Origin of the sequence: Proteus mirabilis HI4320, assembly GCF_000069965.1 — a bacterium.
Lineage (GTDB): Bacteria > Pseudomonadota > Gammaproteobacteria > Enterobacterales > Enterobacteriaceae > Proteus > Proteus mirabilis.
In genome coordinates this window covers 335,312-356,907 of sequence record NC_010554.1, presented here as the reverse complement: position 1 = coordinate 356,907, position 21,596 = coordinate 335,312, and the positions used below count along the sequence as shown (strand labels likewise).

At 32.5% G+C, this 21,596-nt stretch carries 15 protein-coding genes; 10 read left to right on the top strand and 5 right to left on the bottom strand.

The window, feature by feature from the left end; all coding sequences use genetic code 11:
- Positions 1 to 30 precede the first annotated feature (30 nt).
- The 4 genes from PMI_RS01440 to PMI_RS01425 form a co-directional block, all read right to left on the bottom strand.
- Complete coding sequence (locus tag PMI_RS01440; protein ID WP_036919883.1) at positions 31 to 2,553, bottom strand: fimbria/pilus outer membrane usher protein; 2,523 nt, start codon at positions 2,551 to 2,553, stop codon at positions 31 to 33.
- 60 nt (positions 2,554 to 2,613) lie between these two features.
- Positions 2,614 to 3,186 (bottom strand): fimbrial protein, encoded by a 573-nt coding sequence (locus PMI_RS01435; protein ID WP_036919880.1) that lies wholly within the window; start codon positions 3,184 to 3,186, stop codon positions 2,614 to 2,616.
- Positions 3,187 to 3,374: 188 nt separating this feature from the next.
- On the bottom strand, positions 3,375 to 3,935 hold the full coding sequence (locus tag PMI_RS01430) for a fimbrial protein (RefSeq protein WP_004247349.1): 561 nt from the start codon (positions 3,933 to 3,935) through the stop codon (positions 3,375 to 3,377).
- A 144-nt stretch (positions 3,936 to 4,079) separates the two neighbouring features.
- A complete protein-coding gene (locus tag PMI_RS01425; protein WP_004247348.1) occupies positions 4,080 to 4,364 on the bottom strand; it encodes a helix-turn-helix domain-containing protein in 285 nt (94 codons plus the stop codon).
- 640 nt (positions 4,365 to 5,004) lie between these two features.
- Here PMI_RS01425 and PMI_RS01420 point away from each other — a divergent pair.
- From PMI_RS01420 to PMI_RS01385, 8 genes are all read left to right on the top strand, one after another.
- Positions 5,005 to 5,829: a winged helix-turn-helix domain-containing protein gene (locus PMI_RS01420; protein ID WP_004244885.1), complete on the top strand. Its 825-nt coding sequence runs from the start codon at positions 5,005 to 5,007 to the stop codon at positions 5,827 to 5,829.
- The gene (locus PMI_RS01415) at positions 5,826 to 6,278 is read left to right on the top strand and encodes a YqeJ family protein (protein ID WP_004244887.1); all 453 of its coding nucleotides are present in this window, start codon (positions 5,826 to 5,828) and stop codon (positions 6,276 to 6,278) included. The genes PMI_RS01420 and PMI_RS01415 overlap by 4 nt, the downstream gene beginning before the upstream one ends.
- Positions 6,279 to 6,440: 162 nt before the next feature.
- Entirely contained in the window at positions 6,441 to 7,409 is a 969-nt protein-coding gene (gene treR, locus PMI_RS01410) for a trehalose operon repressor TreR (protein ID WP_004244888.1), read from the top strand.
- A 118-nt stretch (positions 7,410 to 7,527) separates the two neighbouring features.
- Positions 7,528 to 8,949 (top strand): PTS trehalose transporter subunit IIBC, encoded by a 1,422-nt coding sequence (gene treB / locus PMI_RS01405; RefSeq protein ID WP_004247346.1) that lies wholly within the window; start codon positions 7,528 to 7,530, stop codon positions 8,947 to 8,949.
- Between the two features lie 25 nt (positions 8,950 to 8,974).
- Positions 8,975 to 11,692 carry a glycoside hydrolase family 65 protein gene (locus PMI_RS01400; RefSeq protein WP_012367540.1) on the top strand — a complete coding sequence of 906 codons (2,718 nt, stop codon included), beginning with the start codon at positions 8,975 to 8,977 and terminating at the stop codon, positions 11,690 to 11,692.
- A complete protein-coding gene (gene pgmB, locus PMI_RS01395; protein WP_004252426.1) occupies positions 11,685 to 12,329 on the top strand; it encodes a beta-phosphoglucomutase in 645 nt (214 codons plus the stop codon). Before PMI_RS01400 ends, pgmB begins: the two co-directional genes overlap by 8 nt.
- 54 nt (positions 12,330 to 12,383) lie before the next feature.
- Positions 12,384 to 13,769 carry a carbohydrate porin gene (locus PMI_RS01390; protein WP_012367539.1) on the top strand — a complete coding sequence of 462 codons (1,386 nt, stop codon included), beginning with the start codon at positions 12,384 to 12,386 and terminating at the stop codon, positions 13,767 to 13,769.
- A 368-nt stretch (positions 13,770 to 14,137) separates the two neighbouring features.
- Entirely contained in the window at positions 14,138 to 15,394 is a 1,257-nt protein-coding gene (locus PMI_RS01385) for a Zn-dependent hydrolase (protein WP_004247342.1), read from the top strand.
- Here the strand turns inward: PMI_RS01385 and PMI_RS01380 are convergent.
- The gene (locus PMI_RS01380) at positions 15,388 to 16,272 is read right to left on the bottom strand and encodes a helix-turn-helix domain-containing protein (RefSeq protein ID WP_004244894.1); all 885 of its coding nucleotides are present in this window, start codon (positions 16,270 to 16,272) and stop codon (positions 15,388 to 15,390) included. The two genes, PMI_RS01385 and PMI_RS01380, sit on opposite strands and share 7 nt — an antisense overlap.
- 468 nt (positions 16,273 to 16,740) lie before the next feature.
- On the opposite strand from PMI_RS01380, the gene PMI_RS01375 reads away from it, so the two are divergent.
- Positions 16,741 to 18,690 carry a M10 family metallopeptidase C-terminal domain-containing protein gene (locus tag PMI_RS01375; RefSeq protein WP_012367538.1) on the top strand — a complete coding sequence of 650 codons (1,950 nt, stop codon included), beginning with the start codon at positions 16,741 to 16,743 and terminating at the stop codon, positions 18,688 to 18,690.
- Between the two features lie 646 nt (positions 18,691 to 19,336).
- Positions 19,337 to 21,301 (top strand): M10 family metallopeptidase C-terminal domain-containing protein, encoded by a 1,965-nt coding sequence (locus PMI_RS01370; RefSeq protein WP_012367537.1) that lies wholly within the window; start codon positions 19,337 to 19,339, stop codon positions 21,299 to 21,301.
- Positions 21,302 to 21,596: the final 295 nt, after the last annotated feature.

The following is a 21,596-nucleotide window of genomic DNA, read 5'->3' as shown; positions in this document are numbered from 1 at the left end:
ACCTCACAATATAAAACATTTAATTAATAATTAATTTTCTGTAATTTTTGATATAGTAGGTGAAGAGCAAGGTAGCAATAACATGCTAGTTGGCGATGCTAAATCTTCAGGAAGTGACAACTCACATTGTTTTTTCCCTGCCCAATAAACAGATAGTTTTTCTTTTGATGAAATGCCTACTAGCCATGTCACACCATCTTCACCAACAATACCCAACTCACGATTATCCGCATTACGTACACTTGCCCCAAAAGGCGGTTTCTTACCATCATTTAGGGATATAATGGCAAACAACTTTTCCCCTTTCATTACTGATAAACTGCGATACCCTATCGCCCCTTTAGTCAAGGTAATATCAGTTGTTGATTCTAGCGTTTCTATATTTTCAGGTAGCTGACTGGTATTAATAGAAACCGTAGATTTACGATAACTATTAACATTAGGAATAACTGCAAGTCCAAAGTGATTAGTTTTGATAACGCCACTATCTAGAGGTACATCACCAACCCCTGGTGTTTCAATCATTAAACGAGTATCACCATTAGCTGAACGATGCAACGCAATACCTTGAGTTGTAGCTGTAATACCACTGTTAATTGATGCACCAACACTACGATATTGTTGTGGTACATAACTTGCGTTAGCAGATAAGTTAGCTTGAGAAAAGTCGCGAGAATAATAACCACTGATACTTGATTGGCTATCAATTTCTTCTCCATGACTATAGCCCACATTCAGACTATAATTATCGCGATCACTATAACCACTATAACTTGCTCTATGGCTATATTGATTACTTTTACCAATACGAGAATATGATTCAGAAAATGAAATGCTATGGCCTTTATATAATGGTATTGTTAAATACAGATTAATAGCATCATCTTGATAACCACTATCTCGTTCAGTTCTGGTTGCTGATAAAGATATATTCGCATTTTGCTGAGATAACATTGGAATACTGATATTAGTACTTGCGTATAAACCATATTGTGTTTGAGGTTTATCTTGCCAATAGGTACTATATTGATAATTTAGTGATATATTAAAATTATCAAAATACTTGTTTATATAAATTTGATAGTTCTCTTTTGGAGAGCGAATATCATAACCAGTACGACGTTGATCCATAAACTGAGTTAATGTGCGATAATCTCTAGCAGCAAATCGATACCCAGCAAAAGTAATATCCGTGCGTAGTGCATCAAAAGATTTTGCATAATTAAGACGATAAGAACGCCCTTTTATTTTTTTATCAGTAAAACGTGCAAAAGACTGAGTAATATCAAGTGATAATGCCCCAAAAGAAAATAGATCCCGTCCTATACCAATCGCCGTTGCCTGATAATCGCTGTTAAATTGTGTTCCCCCATATAACGACCAAGCATTAGATAGACCATAGGAGAATTCACCACTGAATACGGGTTTACCTGTTAAATGATGTCCATCATAACGAGTTTTACCCATCACTAATTTATAGATCAGACGGCCAGGGCGAGTTAAATAAGGTAATGAGGCAGTACTGATACTAAATTTTTTCTCTTCTCCATTTTCTTCACGGATTGTGATATCGAGTATCCCTCGAACACCACTATCTAAAGTTTGAATACGAAATGGTCCAGGGGGTACTGTTGTTTCAAGGAGCACTCGATTTTGGCTACGAACAATCACTGTTGCATTGGTATCTGCTACACCTGTGATCTCTGGTGCATACCCCACTAATTTGGGAGGTAGCATGCGATCATCACTTTCTAATGAAATACCGCTGTATTGCCATGATTCAAAAACATCTGAGTAAAAATAATTTTCTCCAATAGTTAAAATTGAAGCCAATTTTTTCAAGGAGGTAAAACCATAAAGACGGCTAAAATCAAAATCGTGTATTTCTTGTGATTGTCTGCCACCCCGCTTTTTTTGATAGATGGCACTATAATCACCACGAAAGCGCCAAACACCTAAATTAATACCCGCAGTACCATTAGTGGACAAATAAGTACGTTTATCCCCCTCTTTTTCTTCGGTGATTGAAACATTAGCGCTGTAATCAAGGAAAGCACCATTAATTCCTTCTTCCCATAATGCAGGAGGAGTCCAATAAGGATCTCTATATTCCATCCATAATTGGGGGATCGTTATTTTGAGTGATAGTGTTGGGAGATCAATAACTGTTTGCATTCCTTTCAAAACAGAAAGATCAAGGCATTGACTATTAGGGTATACAGTCACTTTTGGTTTTACAGACTCTTTTAAACCAATAGAATCAAGTAAGTCAGCAGGTATACAGATAGCTTGTGTTTGCGTTTTTTGCTCTAAAACCGTGATATCGCGAGGTGCGCCTAAACGTTGTCCATTAACAAAAACTGTTAATACATAATCACCAGGGGGAACATAGCCAGCAATGGAAAATTGGCTCATATCGATATTTTGTATATCTTCTGCATCTAACACATCGATATTGAATTCTGTAGCATAAGCAGAAAACACACTAATACTCATTGTCAATAATACGACTTGCCTTAACTGATTGAGTTCAAATATCATACTATTCACCATCCCCATCCTAGAGGTAATAAAATACTTTATTCATTAGAGCCTAAGAAAATGCATCTACCTTTATTGATAATGGATAAAAAAACGAACCAGTCCTTGGTAATCTCCAGCTCGTAAAGGTTCTCCGGTGAGTTCTAGCCTAAGGAAGTAACGCAGATAGAGGATTTGTCCCGATTTATCTTGTCGTAATACGCTATCGAATAAAGGATATGTTTCTCCTGGTATTAATGCATTTTTATTATTATCTAGAACAGAAACCCCTAAACCTTTAGATGTGCCTTGCAAGATAAATGCATTGATATTACTTACGCTCTGTCCATCAAAACGTATCATCCATGTTTTGCTGTCAATTGACGTGTAAATGCTGCCACAGTCACGAAGTTCTATTTCAAATGGTAAAGTCTGCTGTTCGCGTTTTTCTTTGCTTGATAACATAGCTAAAGTTAAAGAAGAAAAATCAACCGTTTGATAACGATTTGACATTACAATAGAACAAGGAGTTGAGATAACACTACCCACTAGATAAGTACTTCCTTCATGCTCAATAACTTTAGGATCGAAAGCCAATGCTGTACTAGAAATAAGTGACAAAAGACTGCTAATTACTTGCAATCCTATACGTCGATAAATAGCCACTTTCTTCTCCATTATATAAATAGAATCTTCAGCTTTAGCTGGTTTATTTCTAAGTTAATAAAAACCCATTGATATATAAAATAAAACCAACGAAATTAATATGAAAAATAATAAATTAAAAAATTCTTATTCAAGAGATAAAATTGACTGCCAGCATTTATATTTACTAACAGTCAATTTAATTCATATTACTGATAAGTTATACGGAAATTAGAAATTGCACTAAATTTACCTTCAGAAACATCTTTACTTGCATCAACAGCTTTAGCAAGAGCTTTAAAGGTTAATACATTATCACCCTTTAGATTTGTAATACTTGGTAAAACATCTTTTGCTTTTCCAAACTCAAAACCATCAATTAAAATTCCCAAGTTATTTGTATTACCAGCAGAAGTAGCCAATAATGTATTTGCTGTATCAGCATAATTTTGTCCAGTAAAGACAAGTTCCATTGATTTAACCGGAACGGGCTTACCACTAGTGGCATCTATACCAAAATTAGTAAAATCACAACCTGTAAATTCAATATCAAAATCAGCCTCAACCATTTTACCACTTTCTAAGGCTTTACGAGAAAGTTGGCCAAACTCAACTGTTTGTTTCAGTGAAGATTGAGCAATATTACAAGGCGTATTTACAACAGAACCCGTAAATGTGATAACACCTGTATTAGCATTATCAGCCATAGCATTTAAAGAAATAGCTGAAGTAGCTAATAGAACTGTTAATGCTATTTTATTAAATTTCATACATCATTTCCTTTATATTTGACTATTTTAGTATTTACCGACATTGAGATAGGCTATCTCATAAAAGAATATCCTTATTCACGCATCCCTATTAAAAATATAAATATCCATATTGGAATCTTGTCCATAGAATTTAATTAAAAGCTAATCATCAGAAATAATTTTAAATTTATCACTAATGATAACTTTTAATAGATATTGAATATTAAGATCTAGAACATCAGATATTAACAATAGCTTTTCAAAGCTTATTTTTGACTCTGCTGTTTCATATCTAGATACCTGCTGTTGACTGACATTTAACTTTTTAGCTAAATCTTCACCTGTTAGTCCTATCGCTTTTCTTTTTGAACGGATCTCTTTCCCTAAGTATTGATGAATAGCTTTAGTATCGTAAGTTTTATCAATTTCGTATTTTTCTCTTTCCATAATCTATTTTCTATTAGCTTTATAAAAATGGGATATATCATGCTAAAATACGAGCATGCCAGTTACTGCTTTATGATTGTATTTTATTAAAACTAACTTTTAACTTTGTTTCGCAATGTTGTTGATGCAATAAATGCTACATGAGTTATTACAATGCGTGTTAGCAAAAAAACTACAAAACTCCCAAAATTCACAAAAAATAACATTAATATCAACACGTTAGACAAAAACCAAAATCAACTTAATTGATTTATTTAACTTTAATTTTAGAAGTGATTTTACTCATTTTTAAATAAATTTAATTCCAATACCAATTTATTTATAAAAGCTTTCCACTAATTCCCAGAGTAACACCCCCATTATAAATAAATTTAAATAATGGTAATTCCTAAAGATTATAGAGACTTATAATATTAAATAATAAAAGTCACATAGTTAATCTATACGAATAAATAAATAGATATCTTGCTTTATTTGTTACCAGTAAGTTTCTAATTGTTATTTAAATGTATTAAAATGCGATAAACAAATTTTTTAGTTTTTTTAACTTGAAAAAATAATTTTTTAGCTTTATATATAAAAAATACTCCTTTTCTAGCATTAAGAAGAATAAATATCCAAATGACGTATTGGCGGCACTATGTATCTAATTAATGATGACATTATATTTTATAGCGATAAAAATTTATTATTTTCAAAAAAACTTAATAAAGAAAAGAAAATTTTAGCACCTTCATCTAAAATGCTAATACATCTTATTACCGTTAATGAATTAGTTACGCAACGAGAATTATTTAGAATTGGCTGGGGAGATAAAGAAAAATTTATAACTAATAGCGCTTTCTATCAAAATATTCTTTTATTAAGAAAAGCATTTAATGAGCTAGATATCGATGATGAGATTGTCATCACCGTTCCTCGAAAAGGGTATATCATTAATCACAATATTAGTATTGAAAAACTATCTGACAATAATATTCAAGATATAAAATTAATCAATGAAAATAAAATTAGTGATATTCCTCACATAAAAAAAGAAATAGAAGAAGATATAAATACGAATATTAATAATAAAGATCACTCTTTATCATCAATAAAAAAAACAAGCATATCTTTATCAAAAAAGAAATTATTTATTATTATATTTACATTGATAGTCTTATTTTTTGTTGTTATTTTTACTTTTAATTACCTAGATAGTAGAAAGCATAAATTATATAACTATAGTAACTGCGGAACATATAAAAAATATAATTTATTTTGTAATAAAGAAATATTAAATGAGGAAAAAGAAAATTTAATTGATAATTATATTTCTAGTTATTCAGATTATAATTTCATCTATATAACTGAAAGTGATTCTTATTCACGAACATCATTAATATTATGTAAAAAAAAGTTTAGTCCTATTAATTTCTTGCATAATCAATGTGTGTCTATTTATGTATTGGATAATAAAAAATGAAAAAATATAGTGCTATTAGTGTATTAGTTATCATTTTAAGTTTAATGATTTATTTTAGTTTTTACTTCAATCAAGAAAAAGAAAATGTAATAAATTGTGAAGCAAAGTTAATTATTTATGATAAAGAGGATACTAAAGCTAATTTAGAATTAATGTTTACTTTAGGGGAGGAGCAAGGATGGGCAAGTATTCGAGGTGTTATTGATTATAACGGCGATTTGATCCCAGTGTATAGAAAATCTTTTTTTGATATAACCAAACTGAAAACTAGCTACAAGCTAGCATCTACACAGATCCTTATTAACGATAATAACAGTGAAATTATCAATAAAATAATTCCCAATTTATATGTAAAAGAAGGTTGGCAAAGAAGTCTTTCTGTTTTTAGTCAAAACGATGGTGGTTATTTATTCTCATCTAACAATGTATACTCATTTTATTGTTATTAGTATACAAAAAAGACAAATATAAAATTCTCTTTTTTACGATTGTGGTAGTATCTGCGTACAATTTTTAGACTAAATCAAACAGTAAAAGAATCACTTGTGGAAAACAACCTGCTAAAACTACAATAACTTTATCACACAGCAGATAAATACAGAAAAACGCTCATGACAGATACTAATAAAAAAAAGTTAACAATCAATGATATAGCCAAACTTTGTGGTGTGGGCAAATCGACTGTTTCAAGAGTACTTAATCAAGATCCTATGGTTAATGAAGAAACAAGGAAAAAAGTTAACTCAATTATTGAGAAATATAAATTCACACCGTCAAAATCTGCACGAGCAATGCGGGGGTACTCTAATCGTTCTTTTGGTATTATCGTCACTCGCCTTGATTCTTATGCGGAAAATCAAGCAGTTAGTGCCATATTACCGATCCTTTATCAAAACAACATTGACCCTATTATTTTAGAAAGCCAATTTAGCCAAGCCAAAGTAGAAGAAAACTTAAAAATGCTCGCCCACCAGAAAATCGATGGCGTAATATTATTTGCATTTTCAGGGATCAATGCGGCTAACTTAGCAAGTTGGAAACAAAAAATGGTTGTTATAGCAAGACCACTAGAAGGTTTTGTTTCCATTTGTCATGACGATGAACGAGCTGTTAACGCTTTAATGCATTATTTCCATCGAGACAAACATTATCAACATATAAGTTTTATCGGGATCCAAATTAATGATGAAACAACGGGTTTATTACGTTATCAAACTTATCTTCAATATTGCCAGCAACATCAATTAATATCTCAAGCTCAACTTGGTGAACTTAATTATCAAAGTGGCTATTTACTTGCCAAACAAGCATTAGCAAGCAAGCCTCAAGCTATTTTATGTGCGACCGATTCTCTGGCCTTTGGTGTACAAAAATATTTAGCCGAACAGAAAATAGATCATATTGAGGTGGCCTGCATCGGTCGTAATGATCTACTCACCTTTTTATTTCCTCAAACTAAATTCTATCGATTAGGTTTTAGAGAAAGTGGACAAGAAGCTGCTAACATATTGATACAAATGCTAGAAAAAAATATTCCTGCACAAAAAATCATTATATCAAGTCATGACTTAAACCCATGATCAAATAAATTAATGATCATTAACTGTGATCTTTATCTTGTTATGGGAACGTTCCCATTGGATAAAAAGAAAGATCTCGATATATTAAAAATAACCCTACTATTATGAGAATATTAATATGTCGATACCTCAAGACAACCAAGCCATTGAAGAGTTAATTACTCTTGTTGGAGGTTCAGATAATGTTATTAGCGTTTCACACTGTCTAACCAGATTACGTTTTGTTCTGAATGATCCCAATCTTGCTGATATAGATAAAATTAAAAAAATATCTTTTGTTAAAGGCTGTTTTAATAATGCGGGTCAATTTCAAGTTATTGTTGGTATGGATGTTGATATCTACTATAAATTATTAATTGATAAGCTTTCATTAAAAGCTAAATCTAAAGATGATATAAAATCTGATGCGAAAAAGAATATGGGATCCTGGCAAAAGCTGATTGCCAATTTAGCCGAAATTTTTGTTCCATTATTACCTATCTTAATTTGCGGCGGTTTATTGTTAGGATTAAGAAATGTTATTGGCGAAATGCCTATATCAGATAATAAACCCCTCACTTATTTTTATCCTTGGTTAACACCAATATATGATTTTCTCTGGTTACCTTGTGAAGCCATCTTCCATTTTCTACCTGTGAGTATTTGCTGGTCAAGTGTAAAAAAGATGGGTGGTACACCTGCACTAGGTATCGTACTAGGTATAACCTTAGTTTCTCCACAGCTAATGAATGCTTACAATTTAGGTTCACAACTTCCTGAGGTTTGGAATTTTGGTTTATTTACTATTGAGAAAGTAGGTTATCAAGCCCAAGTGATCCCTTCGATTTTAGCGGGACTATTTCTGGGATGGTTTGAGACTAAATTACGTCGTTTTATCCCTGATTACCTAAAATTAGTTATTGTGCCGATTGTAACTCTTATTGTCGCCGTTTTTGTTGCCCATGTTATTTTAGGCCCTATCGGTAGAAGCATAGGTGATGGTCTCGCCCAACTGATCAAGTTTTTAATGTTAGGTGATTTTGCCCCTATTGGTTCAACTATTTTTGCCTTTTTCTATTCCCCCATGGTGATCACCGGCTTACATCACACAACGTTAGCGATAGATTTACAAATGACTCAAAGTTATGGCGGTACACCTATTTGGCCGATTATCGCTCTGTCTAATATTGCTCAAGCATCTGCCGTTGTAGGCATTATTATCGTTAGTCGCAAATTAAATGAACAAGAAATTACTATTCCGGCAGCTATCTCTGCTTATTTAGGTGTGACAGAGCCAGCCATGTATGGCGTCAACTTAAAATATGGCTTTCCTATGCTGTGCGCCATGATTGGCGCTGCGCTAGCGGGTTTGATTTGTGGATTAAATAATGTGCTATCTAATGGTATTGGTGTCGGCGGATTACCCGGTATTTTATCTATCCAACCTACTTATTGGTTAGTTTATTTATTAGCAATGATTGTGGCTATTGTCGTCCCTATTGGATTAACCATTCTGGTCTATCGCTATAAAGAAAAAGCAGGCACCTTGCAAGTCGATTAATTTAATCTCAAACTAAAGGTTAAACATGAATTATATCTCTATTATTCTTTCTGATACTGATATCACCATTAAATATCTTTCAGAAAAAAGCCATTATTCATTTAATACCACAAATAGCCATTACCTTGATTGGCTAAATATGGCTAAAGCTATTAATCATAAATTTAACTCTGCTCAAGGTGGTTTGATATATTCGACAAGTAATAAATCGGATAGCGCTATTATTAAAACCATTGATAATAAAGTAATAAATTTATCAAATTTCTTTACTGAAATATTTAATAAACCTTTTATTTATATCAATAAAGCGCAGCTTGAACATCATCATGATTTAGAAGAAAAAATGGTTACAGTTGCCAATAACTTTGCTTGGTCAATTGAATATTCAGGCTTAGAAACAGGAAAAGATGAATATTGCCAAGAGTCTCTCTTAACTACGGCCAATGGTTATATTGGGTTAAGAGGAACTTTGCCCGAAATGACTATAAGTGATGAGCACTACCCTGCTACCTATATTGCTGGCCTATATAATCAAGCAAGTTCACAAATAGAAAACCATCAGGTGATTAATGAAGATTTTGTTAATGCACCTAATGGACAATTTATTTCTCTTAAAATTGGTAAGGGAGAATATCTTCATCCAAAGCAACTGATAACACACCATTTAACACGTCAATTAGATTTAAAAACGGGTGTATTCACTAGCCAATGGCGTGTAGAAACCCCTGAAGGACAGCAACTTGATATTCATTGTACAAAATTTGCCAATATGGCTGATATGTCACATTACGCCATTTTATATACCTTTAAACCATTAAATTTCTCAGGTGAGATAACGGTTATAACTCGCCTAGAAGGAAATACTTATAATTACGGTGTACAACGCTACCGTAGCCTTAATCCCCATCATTATCATGTGCTACAAACTGGAGCGAATAAGCAACACGCATTTATATTAGCTCAAACAGATCAGTCAAAAATAGGGATCGGATTATCGTCAACAATAAGTGGTGATTTCTTTGCAAATGAAGATATTGTTTGTCATGTTTCAGATACGCTTGTTGAACAAACCATCACCTTCAACGCTCAACAAAATACCACCTATCAACTTGAAAAATGTGTTGCTGTAACAACCTCTACGGCTTACCCAGACTCATGGCAAGATGTGGTTAATTGGGAACAACAACCTTTACACAGCCAATTGATAAATAGCCAAAAAGCGTGGCAAACGTTATGGGATAGTGCCGATATCTCGATTTCTGGCGATCTGATGACCCAAAAATTACTACGCTTACATACCTTCCATTTACTGTCATCCGCATCACCATTTAGCAATCAGCAACATCAATTAGATGTTTCAGTCACCGCCCGAGGGTTACACGGGGAAGCCTATCGAGGCCATATTTTCTGGGATGAGATCTTTATTCTGCCATTTTATATTATGCACTTCCCTGAAACCGCACGCCAACTATTACTATATCGTTACCACAGGCTACCTGCTGCGCGTCTTGCGGCACGAGCAGAAGGATTTCAAGGTGCTATGTTCCCTTGGCAATCAGGGCATGATGGTAGTGAGCAAACCCAGACACTGCATTTAAACCCCTTATCAGGGCAATGGGATGCCGACCACAGTTGTCGTCAACGTCATGTCTCATTAGCGATTGCCTATAATGTGTGGCTATATTGGCTAAATACTCATGATCACCAATTTATGGAACAGTATGGACTTGAACTACTCAATGACATTACCTTGTTCTGGTTAGACCAATGTCAGTGGGATGAAGGCGATCAACGTTTTCATATTAATGGAGTTATGGGGCCGGATGAATTTCATGAGAAATACGCAGACTCACTTGAAGGTGGCTTAAAAGATAACGCATACACTAATTTAATGGTGGTTTGGTTGTTTAATCAAATAGAGATGTTCATAAACAATGATCGTTTTTCTAAAAAATTACAACAGCTAAACAGCCAATCTAGCGTTTTCAATAAAATACAAGAAGTTAAAAATCGTATTGCTATCAATATTGATGCTCATGAAATTATTGAACAGTTCTCAGGTTATTTTCAATTAAAAGATCTGGATTGGGAAAGCTATCGAAAAAAATACGGCAATATCTATCGTATGGATAGAATTTTGCGTAAAGAAAATAAATCTGCCGATGATTACAAAGTAGCTAAACAAGCAGATACCCTGATGTTATTTAATAACTTAGATAAGCAAACCGTACATTCCCTAATTACCTCTCTTGGTTATTCAGTTTCTAAGCACTTTGCTGAAAAAAATCTACATTACTATTTAGAAAGAACCTCTCATGGTTCCACACTGTCACGCATTGTCCATGCTTATCTCGCAGAACAAATACAGTTACATGATTTGTCATGGCAACTTTATCAAGATGCTCTTTATTCAGATTATAATGATATTCAAGGTGGAACAACTGCCGAAGGTATTCATACTGGTGTCATGGCGGCAACATTAAATACCACCATCATGGCTTATGCCGGTGTTGATATTCGTCAGGATATGTTGACCATCACCCCTTCACTCCCTCAACAATGGCAAAAACTAAGCTTTAAATTATTGCATCGCTCTACTTTATATCAAATTAATCTCAGTCATAAAGAAATTAGTATTTTAAGTGATAAGCCCAGTACTATTTTAATTAACCATCAAACGCATAAGCTAACCGCCAATACGTTATTAGTATTAAAGTTAAATGGAGACACGCAAAATGACTAAAGGTCTTATTTTTGATCTGGATGGCGTAATTGTTGATACCGCCAATTACCACTATATTGCGTGGAAAAAACTATCTAATGAAATAGGAATTGATTTTGACAAAGAGTTTAACCATTTATTAAAAGGAATAAGTCGAATTGAGTCATTAGAGCTTATTTTATCTCATGGTAATAAAAGTGATGTTTATTCTGCGGATGAAAAAAAATCATTAACAGAAACAAAAAATAAATATTATCTTGAGTTATTAAATAATATTACTCCAAAAGATATTTTACCGGGTGTTTTAGATCTAATAGAACAAGCAAACAATAATCACATTCCTTGTGCTATTGCATCAGCTTCAGAAAATGCCCCAACCATATTAGAAAAATTAGGCATTAAGCATTATTTTAAGGCAATTGTTGATCCTAAAACACTCAAAAAAGGCAAGCCCGATCCTGAAATATTTTTGCGTGCGGCTGAGTTTATTCACATTCCACCACATTTATGTATCGGATTTGAAGACTCGATTGCTGGAATACAATCGATTAAACAAGCGGGCATGTATGCAATTGGCGTTACTGCTGACGGCCCCTTACCAGAAGCAGATTTAGCTGTTCACTCATTAACTGAAATAGATATTCATTCACTTTTTTAATAAAAAAACATGGGGATAATAAACCTCCATTATTCCCGATATAAGGAATAAACAATGAACATCAAACACCTTGCGATAGCGACTTGTATCGGCATTGCCGTGCCGACAATTGCTCACGCCAATACAAATGAATTATCGATAGAACAACGTTTAGCTCGACTAGAAGAGAGAACGTTAGCCGCTGAAAAAAGAGCTGAGTTAGCAGAGCAACGTGCCGCTAAGTTAGAAAATGCGTTAAAACAAAATCAGGCGCTTAATAACAATCTATCACAAACTAGCGAAACTATAACTGCGCCACCATCATCGCTGATAGAAACAAATACCGGTTATGGAAAACTCAAGTTATATGGTGATGTTGAATTTAATACAGATATTGCAAGTAAAAAAGGTCAGCTAACCTCCATTAACATGCGCTCAGGTAAAGAAAAAGACTATGGCGATTATGATAAATGGGGGATCAATGGGCGTATATTAATTGGCTTAGACGGAGAGCGTCTGTTAGATAATAAAAATTATGCAGGCTTCACTGTTCAACCACTGGCAAATATTGATGGTAAGGTATCACTTGATGATGCCGCTTTTTATTTTGGTAAAAAAGAGCGTTGGCAATTTAAGTTAGGTCGTTATGAAGCTTATGACATGTTCCCGCTTAATCAAGATACTTTTGTTGAATATTCAGGCAACACTGCAAATGATACTTATAGTGATGGTTTTGGTTATATCTACATGATGAAAGAAGGTCGAGGGAGAAGCAATAGCGGTGGTAGCATGATGTTTAATAGCCAATATAATAATTGGTATTTTGAAACTAATTTATTAATTGAAGATGGAACGTCTATTTTTGCTAACAAGGAATATCACGGAAATAAACTATATAATAATAAAAATGTTATTTATTTTCGCCCAGTTATTGCATGGAATAACAATAATTTTAAAGTTGCTGTAGCCTTAGAAAAAAATATTATCAATAATGCTTATGGTTATGATGATAAAAAAACGGGTGAATTTAGAGACCAATCCAAACGCAACGGTTATGGATTAACTTTAGGCTGGAGCAATCTACAACAAAATCCTGAAAATGGTGTCACAATAAATTGGAATACCGCTTATTTAGACGCTAACGATGAGAACGACTTTACAACAGGTACTAATATTTTATGGCGTAAATTACAATTAGGCTATATCTATGCCCATAATAATATTAAGTCATATACTATTAATAGTGATGATGATAACAATAATGATATTATATTTGGCCCAGGAAAATATAATATCCACACTCTCTATTCCTCATATGAATTATCTAATATTTTAGATATGGATAATTTTAAAATCTATTTAGGTGCATATTATTCTGTTATTAATGGTAAAGATATTGAAATAGAAAATAGCGATAAAGATCGTTATGGTGTAAGAGCACGTTTTAAATACTTCTTCTAGATTTAATTATTAATATATTGGATGAGAATATCATCCAATATACCCCATGAGAATAATTTTCATTTATGTTAAAAATAAGAAAGATTAATATCAGTACAACATCTTATTTTATTTATCTTTTATAACATCTTTAACACAATAATGATTCATTTATGAAATAAGTCAGAAATATATCTCTTTTTAATTACGCCCTATCTCACAGAATATAAAATCCCTCTTATTTACCATTGACGAAATAAATTCTGAGAAGTAAATATAATAAGTAACGATTATAAAAATAGCAGACCATCTATAAAAGATGGCTTTTTTAATCTTTTATTTGTCTCATTTTTTAGACAGTTTTACAGAAAACACCGGAGAATAACCTTATGACTCAACCAATTACAGCAACAGACTTTTCAATTAATGATATGAAAACATTAATTGAAACAATGCAAATTTATAAAAAAGATAACCATGACAAAGGGATAACACGTATTGCCTATAGCGAAGAAGATGAAGCAGCCCATCTCTATCTTGCTAGTGTAATGAAAGAGGCAGGCCTTGAAGTCTATCGTGACGGTATTGGCACACTCTACGCTCGCTTACCGGGGCAAGATAGAACATTACCCGCCGTAGGAACAGGCTCTCACCTTGATACCGTTCCCCAAGGGGGCGCTTATGATGGCGCCTTAGGAGTTATTGCTGGTTTTTATGCTTTGATGCAATACAAACCACAACAACTGAAACGTGATCTAGAGTTAATTGTATTCCGAGCAGAAGAATCGAGCCGATTTGGGTTTTCATGTATCGGAAGTAAAGTGCTAACAGGAAAAATTGACCGTACTCGATGGGAACAAAATAGAGATGATGAAGGTAATAATTTCTTTGATGTTTTAAAATCCCTTGGTTATCAGCATGAAAACTTAGATCAATGTTTACTTAAATCAGACCGTTATAGTGCATTTGTTGAATTACATATTGAACAAGGTAAACGTCTAGAAAACGATCAAAAAACAATTGGAATTGTCAATGGTATCGCTGCGCCAACACGCTTTTCAGTCACCGTAAATGGCCATGCAGACCACTCTGGTGCAACGCCAATGTATCAACGTCAAGATGCGTTAGTGGCGAGTGCGGGTATTATTACTGATATCAATCATGCTGCCTGTACGGAAGCGGTATACGGCACCGTAGGTACCATTGGTAAACTTAATGTCATACCAAACTCGATGAACGTTATTCCAGGGCAAGTAAAATTCTCCGTGGATATTCGTGGTATTGATACGGACAGTATTCAACGTGTTGTACAGCGTTTAACAAACAGTGTTGAGAAAGCAGAAAAAGATTTTGGTGTAAAAATAATAGTGCAACCTATTTCGGCTGAATCACCAGTAAAACTGGATGACTCAATTTGCCAAGTTATTGAAAATATTTGTCAAAAACACGATATCAATTATATGACTATGTTAAGTGGTGCCGGTCATGACTCAATGAATATGGCATCTTTATACCCGACAGCGATGATTTTTACCCCCTCTGTTGCGGGGATTAGTCATCACCCAGATGAATTTACGGAGTTTAGTGATATTGCAATAGCTGCAGATATCTTAGCGGAAACATTAGGTGTTCTAGCTAATCAATAATGACTGATAATCTCTTTTAAGCGTGTAATGGCATCATCATTTTTTATTGCTTTTGCCCATAACGTATCAAACAGAGATTGATATTGGAATATTGCTTCTGTTGATGAAGATACTGTCGCAATACCCGTACTTACATTAGGAAATTCACCTAAACGAAATGGACTAACCGCTAAAGAGAGAGGTGCTTTGTTTTGATAAAACAATTGAAAGGTTAAAGATGGCATCGTATCTGAAATAATCGCAATATTAAGATGACTATTTTTTTGCTCTAACTTTTCAATTAAATGGCTGATTTCTTGTTTTGCGCGTTGTTTTCTTTCTTGTTGAATGGCTTTACTTACATTAACAGAGCCTAGCATACCAACATAAAGAAATTTTTCGATTTGCTGTTGACTAATTAAATTATAAATATGCGGTGAGTGTAATGATTGATGCTTTTTACGCTCTTTTAAAATAGATAAAACTTCTTGTTGCTTCTTTGTTAGCGCATTTTCAGGAGAGGCTTCTGTTAACATTTCGACAAGCGTTTTATCATAACAATCAGAGGTTAATAAATAAGAAAAGGGTTCGAAATGGGTATAAATATGGGAAGATTGTGTTTCAAGTTGGCGCATTCGTTCAAAAAAACCATTAGCGCTAGAGTAATACTCCGTATTAATACCTAATAAGCTACTTAATGAGGTGTTAAGTAATCGAGCAAGATTATCTAATGTCTCAATTTTAACGATTTCACCCTTTTCTAATCGATAGACAGCGGCACGGGAGATCCCTAAACTTTCAGCTACATCTTCAGCTTTTAATGAGGAGGCAATACGATAAGCACGCAGTCGATGACCAATGGACAAGTAATCTATCTTTTCTCTTGATATATAAGACATTTTATTATTGCTCCACCAAAGATAAAGAATATGTATAAAAAATAGACATCAAATAATTTAGCCATATATAGTTTAAAGGAAATAGATAATAAAAAATATTACCTTCTTCACATAGAAATCAAACAAATCGCAGTAGTACCTAGCTGATAACATAAATTAGGTTTTAAATTAGGTGTTATCAAAAAGATAGCCTCACCAGGGAACTATCATAATAATAATAAATAGAAAAGGCACTGTAATCATATTGCAGTGCCTTTTCTATTTAACAGGAAACATATTATCTTATTAACAATACAATCAACTAATAATATAACAACATAATAATGTAACAAAATACTGACATGTGTTTTTTCAAAAAGAAATAAAAAATTAAAAACACAATAATTAGCAAATTATTAAATAATAAAAATGCAAACTATTTATAATAAGCACACAAATAGTTTATTTTTAAATAATAAAGGATATTATATGGAATTAATAAAAAACACTAAAAAACCGACTGTTTTCTATTTATCTGAAGGGATTATATCAACAGGGGTTATATCTGGCTGGCCTAAAAATTCAACAGATGGAACAACACATCTCACCTATACATTTCCTAATTACAGTGATCGGTCAGAAAATATAAGAAAGAAATACCCGATAACAGAAAGTCAAAAAAAAGAAACGCTAAAGAATATCGCAGAGTATTACAAATTAGATTATGAAATAAAGGAAAGAAAAAAAGAACTAGAAGCCATTAAAGATAGTGAGGATCCCAAAAAAAGAATTCAGGAAATAAATGAAGATATAAAATTAAAGACCGAGAGAAGATACGAGATAAAAAAAGGCATACCTTTATATTTTTCCGTTACAACAATGACGATATTTCCTCATCAACAAGAAGTTGTCACAGAAATTTTACAATTGGCTTCAGATTTCGCAGACCTTACTTTTACTAGAGTACCTATACAAAAAAATGCCAATTTAAAGTTTGGCTATTACAAGCAGTTTGCAACTGGTTATTATATGACGAGAGAAACAGTAGGCTTTGCTAGTAAGCCTAACTATAATGGTACACCTATAAAAGAGATCGGGCAAAATGAAAGTTATGATTTCTCTGGGAGCATATTTATTAATTTAGCTTCTCATGATTTTTATCAATGGGTCAAACGGGATAATCTTGATAAATATATAGAAAATGAGGCCAATATCGGCGATTTATATAATTACCATGATAATAATCAAGTTGCTATAATAAAAAGTACGGATGTGTTACTCAACGAAACAATGAAAAGTAAACACAAACTAGGATCACAAATATATTATGTTTTTTTGCATGAATTAGGTCATGCACTAGGGCTAGAGCACATAGATGCATATTTGAAAAATATAAAAAATAGTGCAATTGAAACATATAAATATACAGTTATGGGCATGGGATTTGCTGATATTAAAGATGCAGATTTTGGCGGTCTTTATCCTATGACCTTTATGCTAGTAGATATATTATTATTACAATATCTCTATGGCCCAAATATGACCACACGCCTTGAAAATAATACCTATGGATTTAATTCCAATACGGGACGCGCCGCTTACTCTTTAAAAAGCATAGAAGATAAATTAGTGAGCTGTATTTGGGATGCGGGTGGAATTGATACATTAGACTTTTCCCTATATACCGTTAATCAAGTCATTAATCTCAATGAAGGCTGTTTTTCAGATATTGGAGGATTACGGAGTAATATCTCTATTGCCTATAAAACGATTATTGAAAATGCGATTGGTGGTAAAGGTGATGATACTCTCATAGGAAATCCTTTTGATAATAACCTAATCGGTGGTGATGGCAATGATTTATTCTATGGCGGTGATGGCAATGATTTATTCTATGGTGGCTCTGGAAACGATGTTATATACGGAGAAATGGGAAATGATGTGCTCTATGGTGATGATGGAGATGATATGCTTATTGATTATTATGGTGCTAATATGTTGGATGGTGGTAAGGGTAATGATCGGATCTGTGTAGCCTCAATGGATAGAGGGCTCCCTGGCAGAAATATCATTCAAGGGGGAGAAGGTGATGATGAAATATATTTGGGCACAGGAACTCATCGTATAACAGGTGGACAAGGAAATGATACCTTTAATTTTTTCTGCTATGAGGGCGTTGAAAGCAATAGTTCAATTTGGGATTTTGAAAAAAACAAGGATAAAATAACGTTGATCACTAGGGATTATAGAAAAATAGATATATCAAAAATGAAAAAAGTTGATAAATTATCAGGAGATAAAAATGAATTTTCATTAAATCATAACAAACCAGCCAACAAAACCATCATAGACGTTTCAACATCTTCTAACGATGATAAGTCCATTGTACATATAGAGATTGTCGGTATATTTAACCATGATGAACTCTTTGCAGTATAAATACATTTCACCATATGATTTGTAAAACTTTAAATTATTTCTCTATAAATAATCATCAATTATTAATAACAATTCAGCACAATATGCGTATAAACATTAATAATAACCAACTAAAAATATACGAAATAAATAGTATGTTTTTATAACATTTATTTCTATATATACTCCTATCATTATAAAAGTAAGAAATATAGAACATTCTCTTTTGGTAAAAAGAATTTAGTATGAATAGTTTTAATTCAATAAAAAAACAACTTACTTCTATTTGTCTGATGGTAAAATAGTTATAGATGATATGTATGGTTGAGCTAAATAACCACATAGTAATATCACACAAATAACTTATATACCTCCTAATTATGATAAAAAAGAGATTATTTAAACCAAAAAATTCAGTAACAGAAAAAATAGAAAAGGCACTGTAATAATATTGCGGTACCTTTTTTATTAAAAATAATAATACATCATGTTGCCAATAATACAAACACATAACAATAATCTTAACTAATAATGTAGAAATGCTGACAGGTATTTTTTAAAAAAGAAATTAAAAAACAAATAGACAATAATTAGCCTGCTATTAAACATTAATTTATTTTGTAAAAAAACACATAGATAATTTATCTTTAAATAAAAAGGACATTATATGAAATTAATAAAAAACACTAAAAAACCAACTTTCTTCTATTTGCTTGATGGGGTTATATCAACAGGCGCTATATCAGGTTGGCCTAAAAATTCAATAGATGGAACAACGCATCTCACCTATACATTTCCTAATTACAGTGAGCGGTCAGAAAATATAAGAAATAAACATCCGATAACAGAAAGTCAAAAAAAAGAAGCATTAAAGGAGCTAGCAGAATATTACAAATTAGACTATGAAATAGAAAAAATGAAAAAAGAACTAAAAGCTATTGAAGATAAAGATAGTGAGGGTTTCCAAAAAAGAATTGAGGAAATAAATCAAGATATAAAATCAAAGAGTGAGAGAAGTGGCCAGATAATAAAGAACATACCTTTATATTTTTTGGCTACACCAATGACGATATTTCCTCATCAACAAGAAGTTATCACAGAAATTTTACAATTGGCTTCAGATTTCGCAGACCTTACTTTTACTAGAGTACCTATACAAAAAAATGCCAATTTAAAGTTTGGCTATTTCAATCATTTTTACAAAGATTCAACTACTTTTTTTATGACGAGAGGAAATGGAGGCTTTGCTCAATATCCTAACTATAACGGTACACCTATAAAAGAGATCGGGCCAAATGAAGATTATGATATCCCTGGAACCATATTTATTAATTTAGCTACACATGAATTTTATAAATGGGAAAACGGGGATAATATTGATAAATATATAGAAAATGAGGCCAATCCCGGTGATTTATATAATTACCATGATAATAATCAAGTTGCTATAATAAAAAGTACGGATGTGTTACTCAACGAAACAATGAAAAGTAAACACAAACTAGGATCATATGAATATCTTTGTTTTATACATGAATTAGGTCATGCACTCGGGCTAATGCACATAAATGTATATTTAAAAAATATAAAAAATGATGTAATTTTAACATATAAATATTCAGTTATGGCCTATCAATTTGCTGATATTAAAGATGCAGATTTTGCTGGCCTTTATCCTATGACCTTTATGCTAGTAGATATATTATTATTACAATATCTCTATGGCCCAAATATGACCACACGTCTTGAAAATAATACCTATGGTTTTCATTCCAATACGGGACGCGCCGCTTACTCTTTAAATAGCATAGAAGATAAATTAGTGAGCTGTATTTGGGATGCAGGTGGAATTGATACATTAGACTTTTCCCTATATACCGTTAATCAAGTCATTAATCTCAATGAAGGCTGTTTTTCAGATATTGGAGGATTACGGAGTAATATCTCTATTGCCTATAAAACGATTATTGAAAATGCGATTGGTGGTAAAGGTGATGACACTCTCATAGGAAATCCTTTTGATAATAACCTAATCGGTGGTGATGGCAATGATTTATTCTATGGCGGTGATGGCAATGATTTATTCTATGGTGGCTCTGGAAACGATGTTATATACGGAGAATTGGGAAATGATGTGCTCTATGGTGATGATGGAGATGATATGCTTATTGATTATTATGGTGCTAATATGTTGGATGGTGGTAAGGGTAATGATCGGATCTGTGTAGCCTCAACAGATAGAGGGCTTCCAGGTAGAAATATCATTCTAGGGGGAGAAGGTGATGATGAAATATATTTGGGCACGGGAACTCATCGTATAACAGGTGGACAAGGAAATGATACCTTTAATTTTTTCTGCTATGAGAGCGTTGAAAGCAATAGTTTCATTTGGGATTTTGAAAAAAACAAGGATAAAATAACATTGATTACTAGAGATTATAGAAAAATAGATATAACAAAAATGAAAAAAGTTGATAAGTTATCAGGAAGTAAAAATGAATTTTCATTAAATTATAACAAACCAGCCAATAAGACCATCATAGATGTTTCAACATCTTCTAATGACGATAATACCATTGTACATATAGAAATTGTCGGTATATTTAACCACGATGAACTCTTTGCGATATAAATTCATTTCACCATATGATTTGTTAAAATTTTAAACTATTTCTCTATAAATTATCATTAATTATTATATTAATAATAATCCAGCATAATAACGATAACCAACTAAAAACACACTAATAAATAGTGTGTTTCTATAAACTTTATTTCTATAAATATAACAACCAACTAATAATATAAAAAATACTGATATGTGTTTTTTCAAAAAGTAATAAAACAACAAAAATACAATAATTAGCTAATTATAGAATAAGTTTATTTTATAATAATTAATGCAAATAATTTATTATTAAATAAGA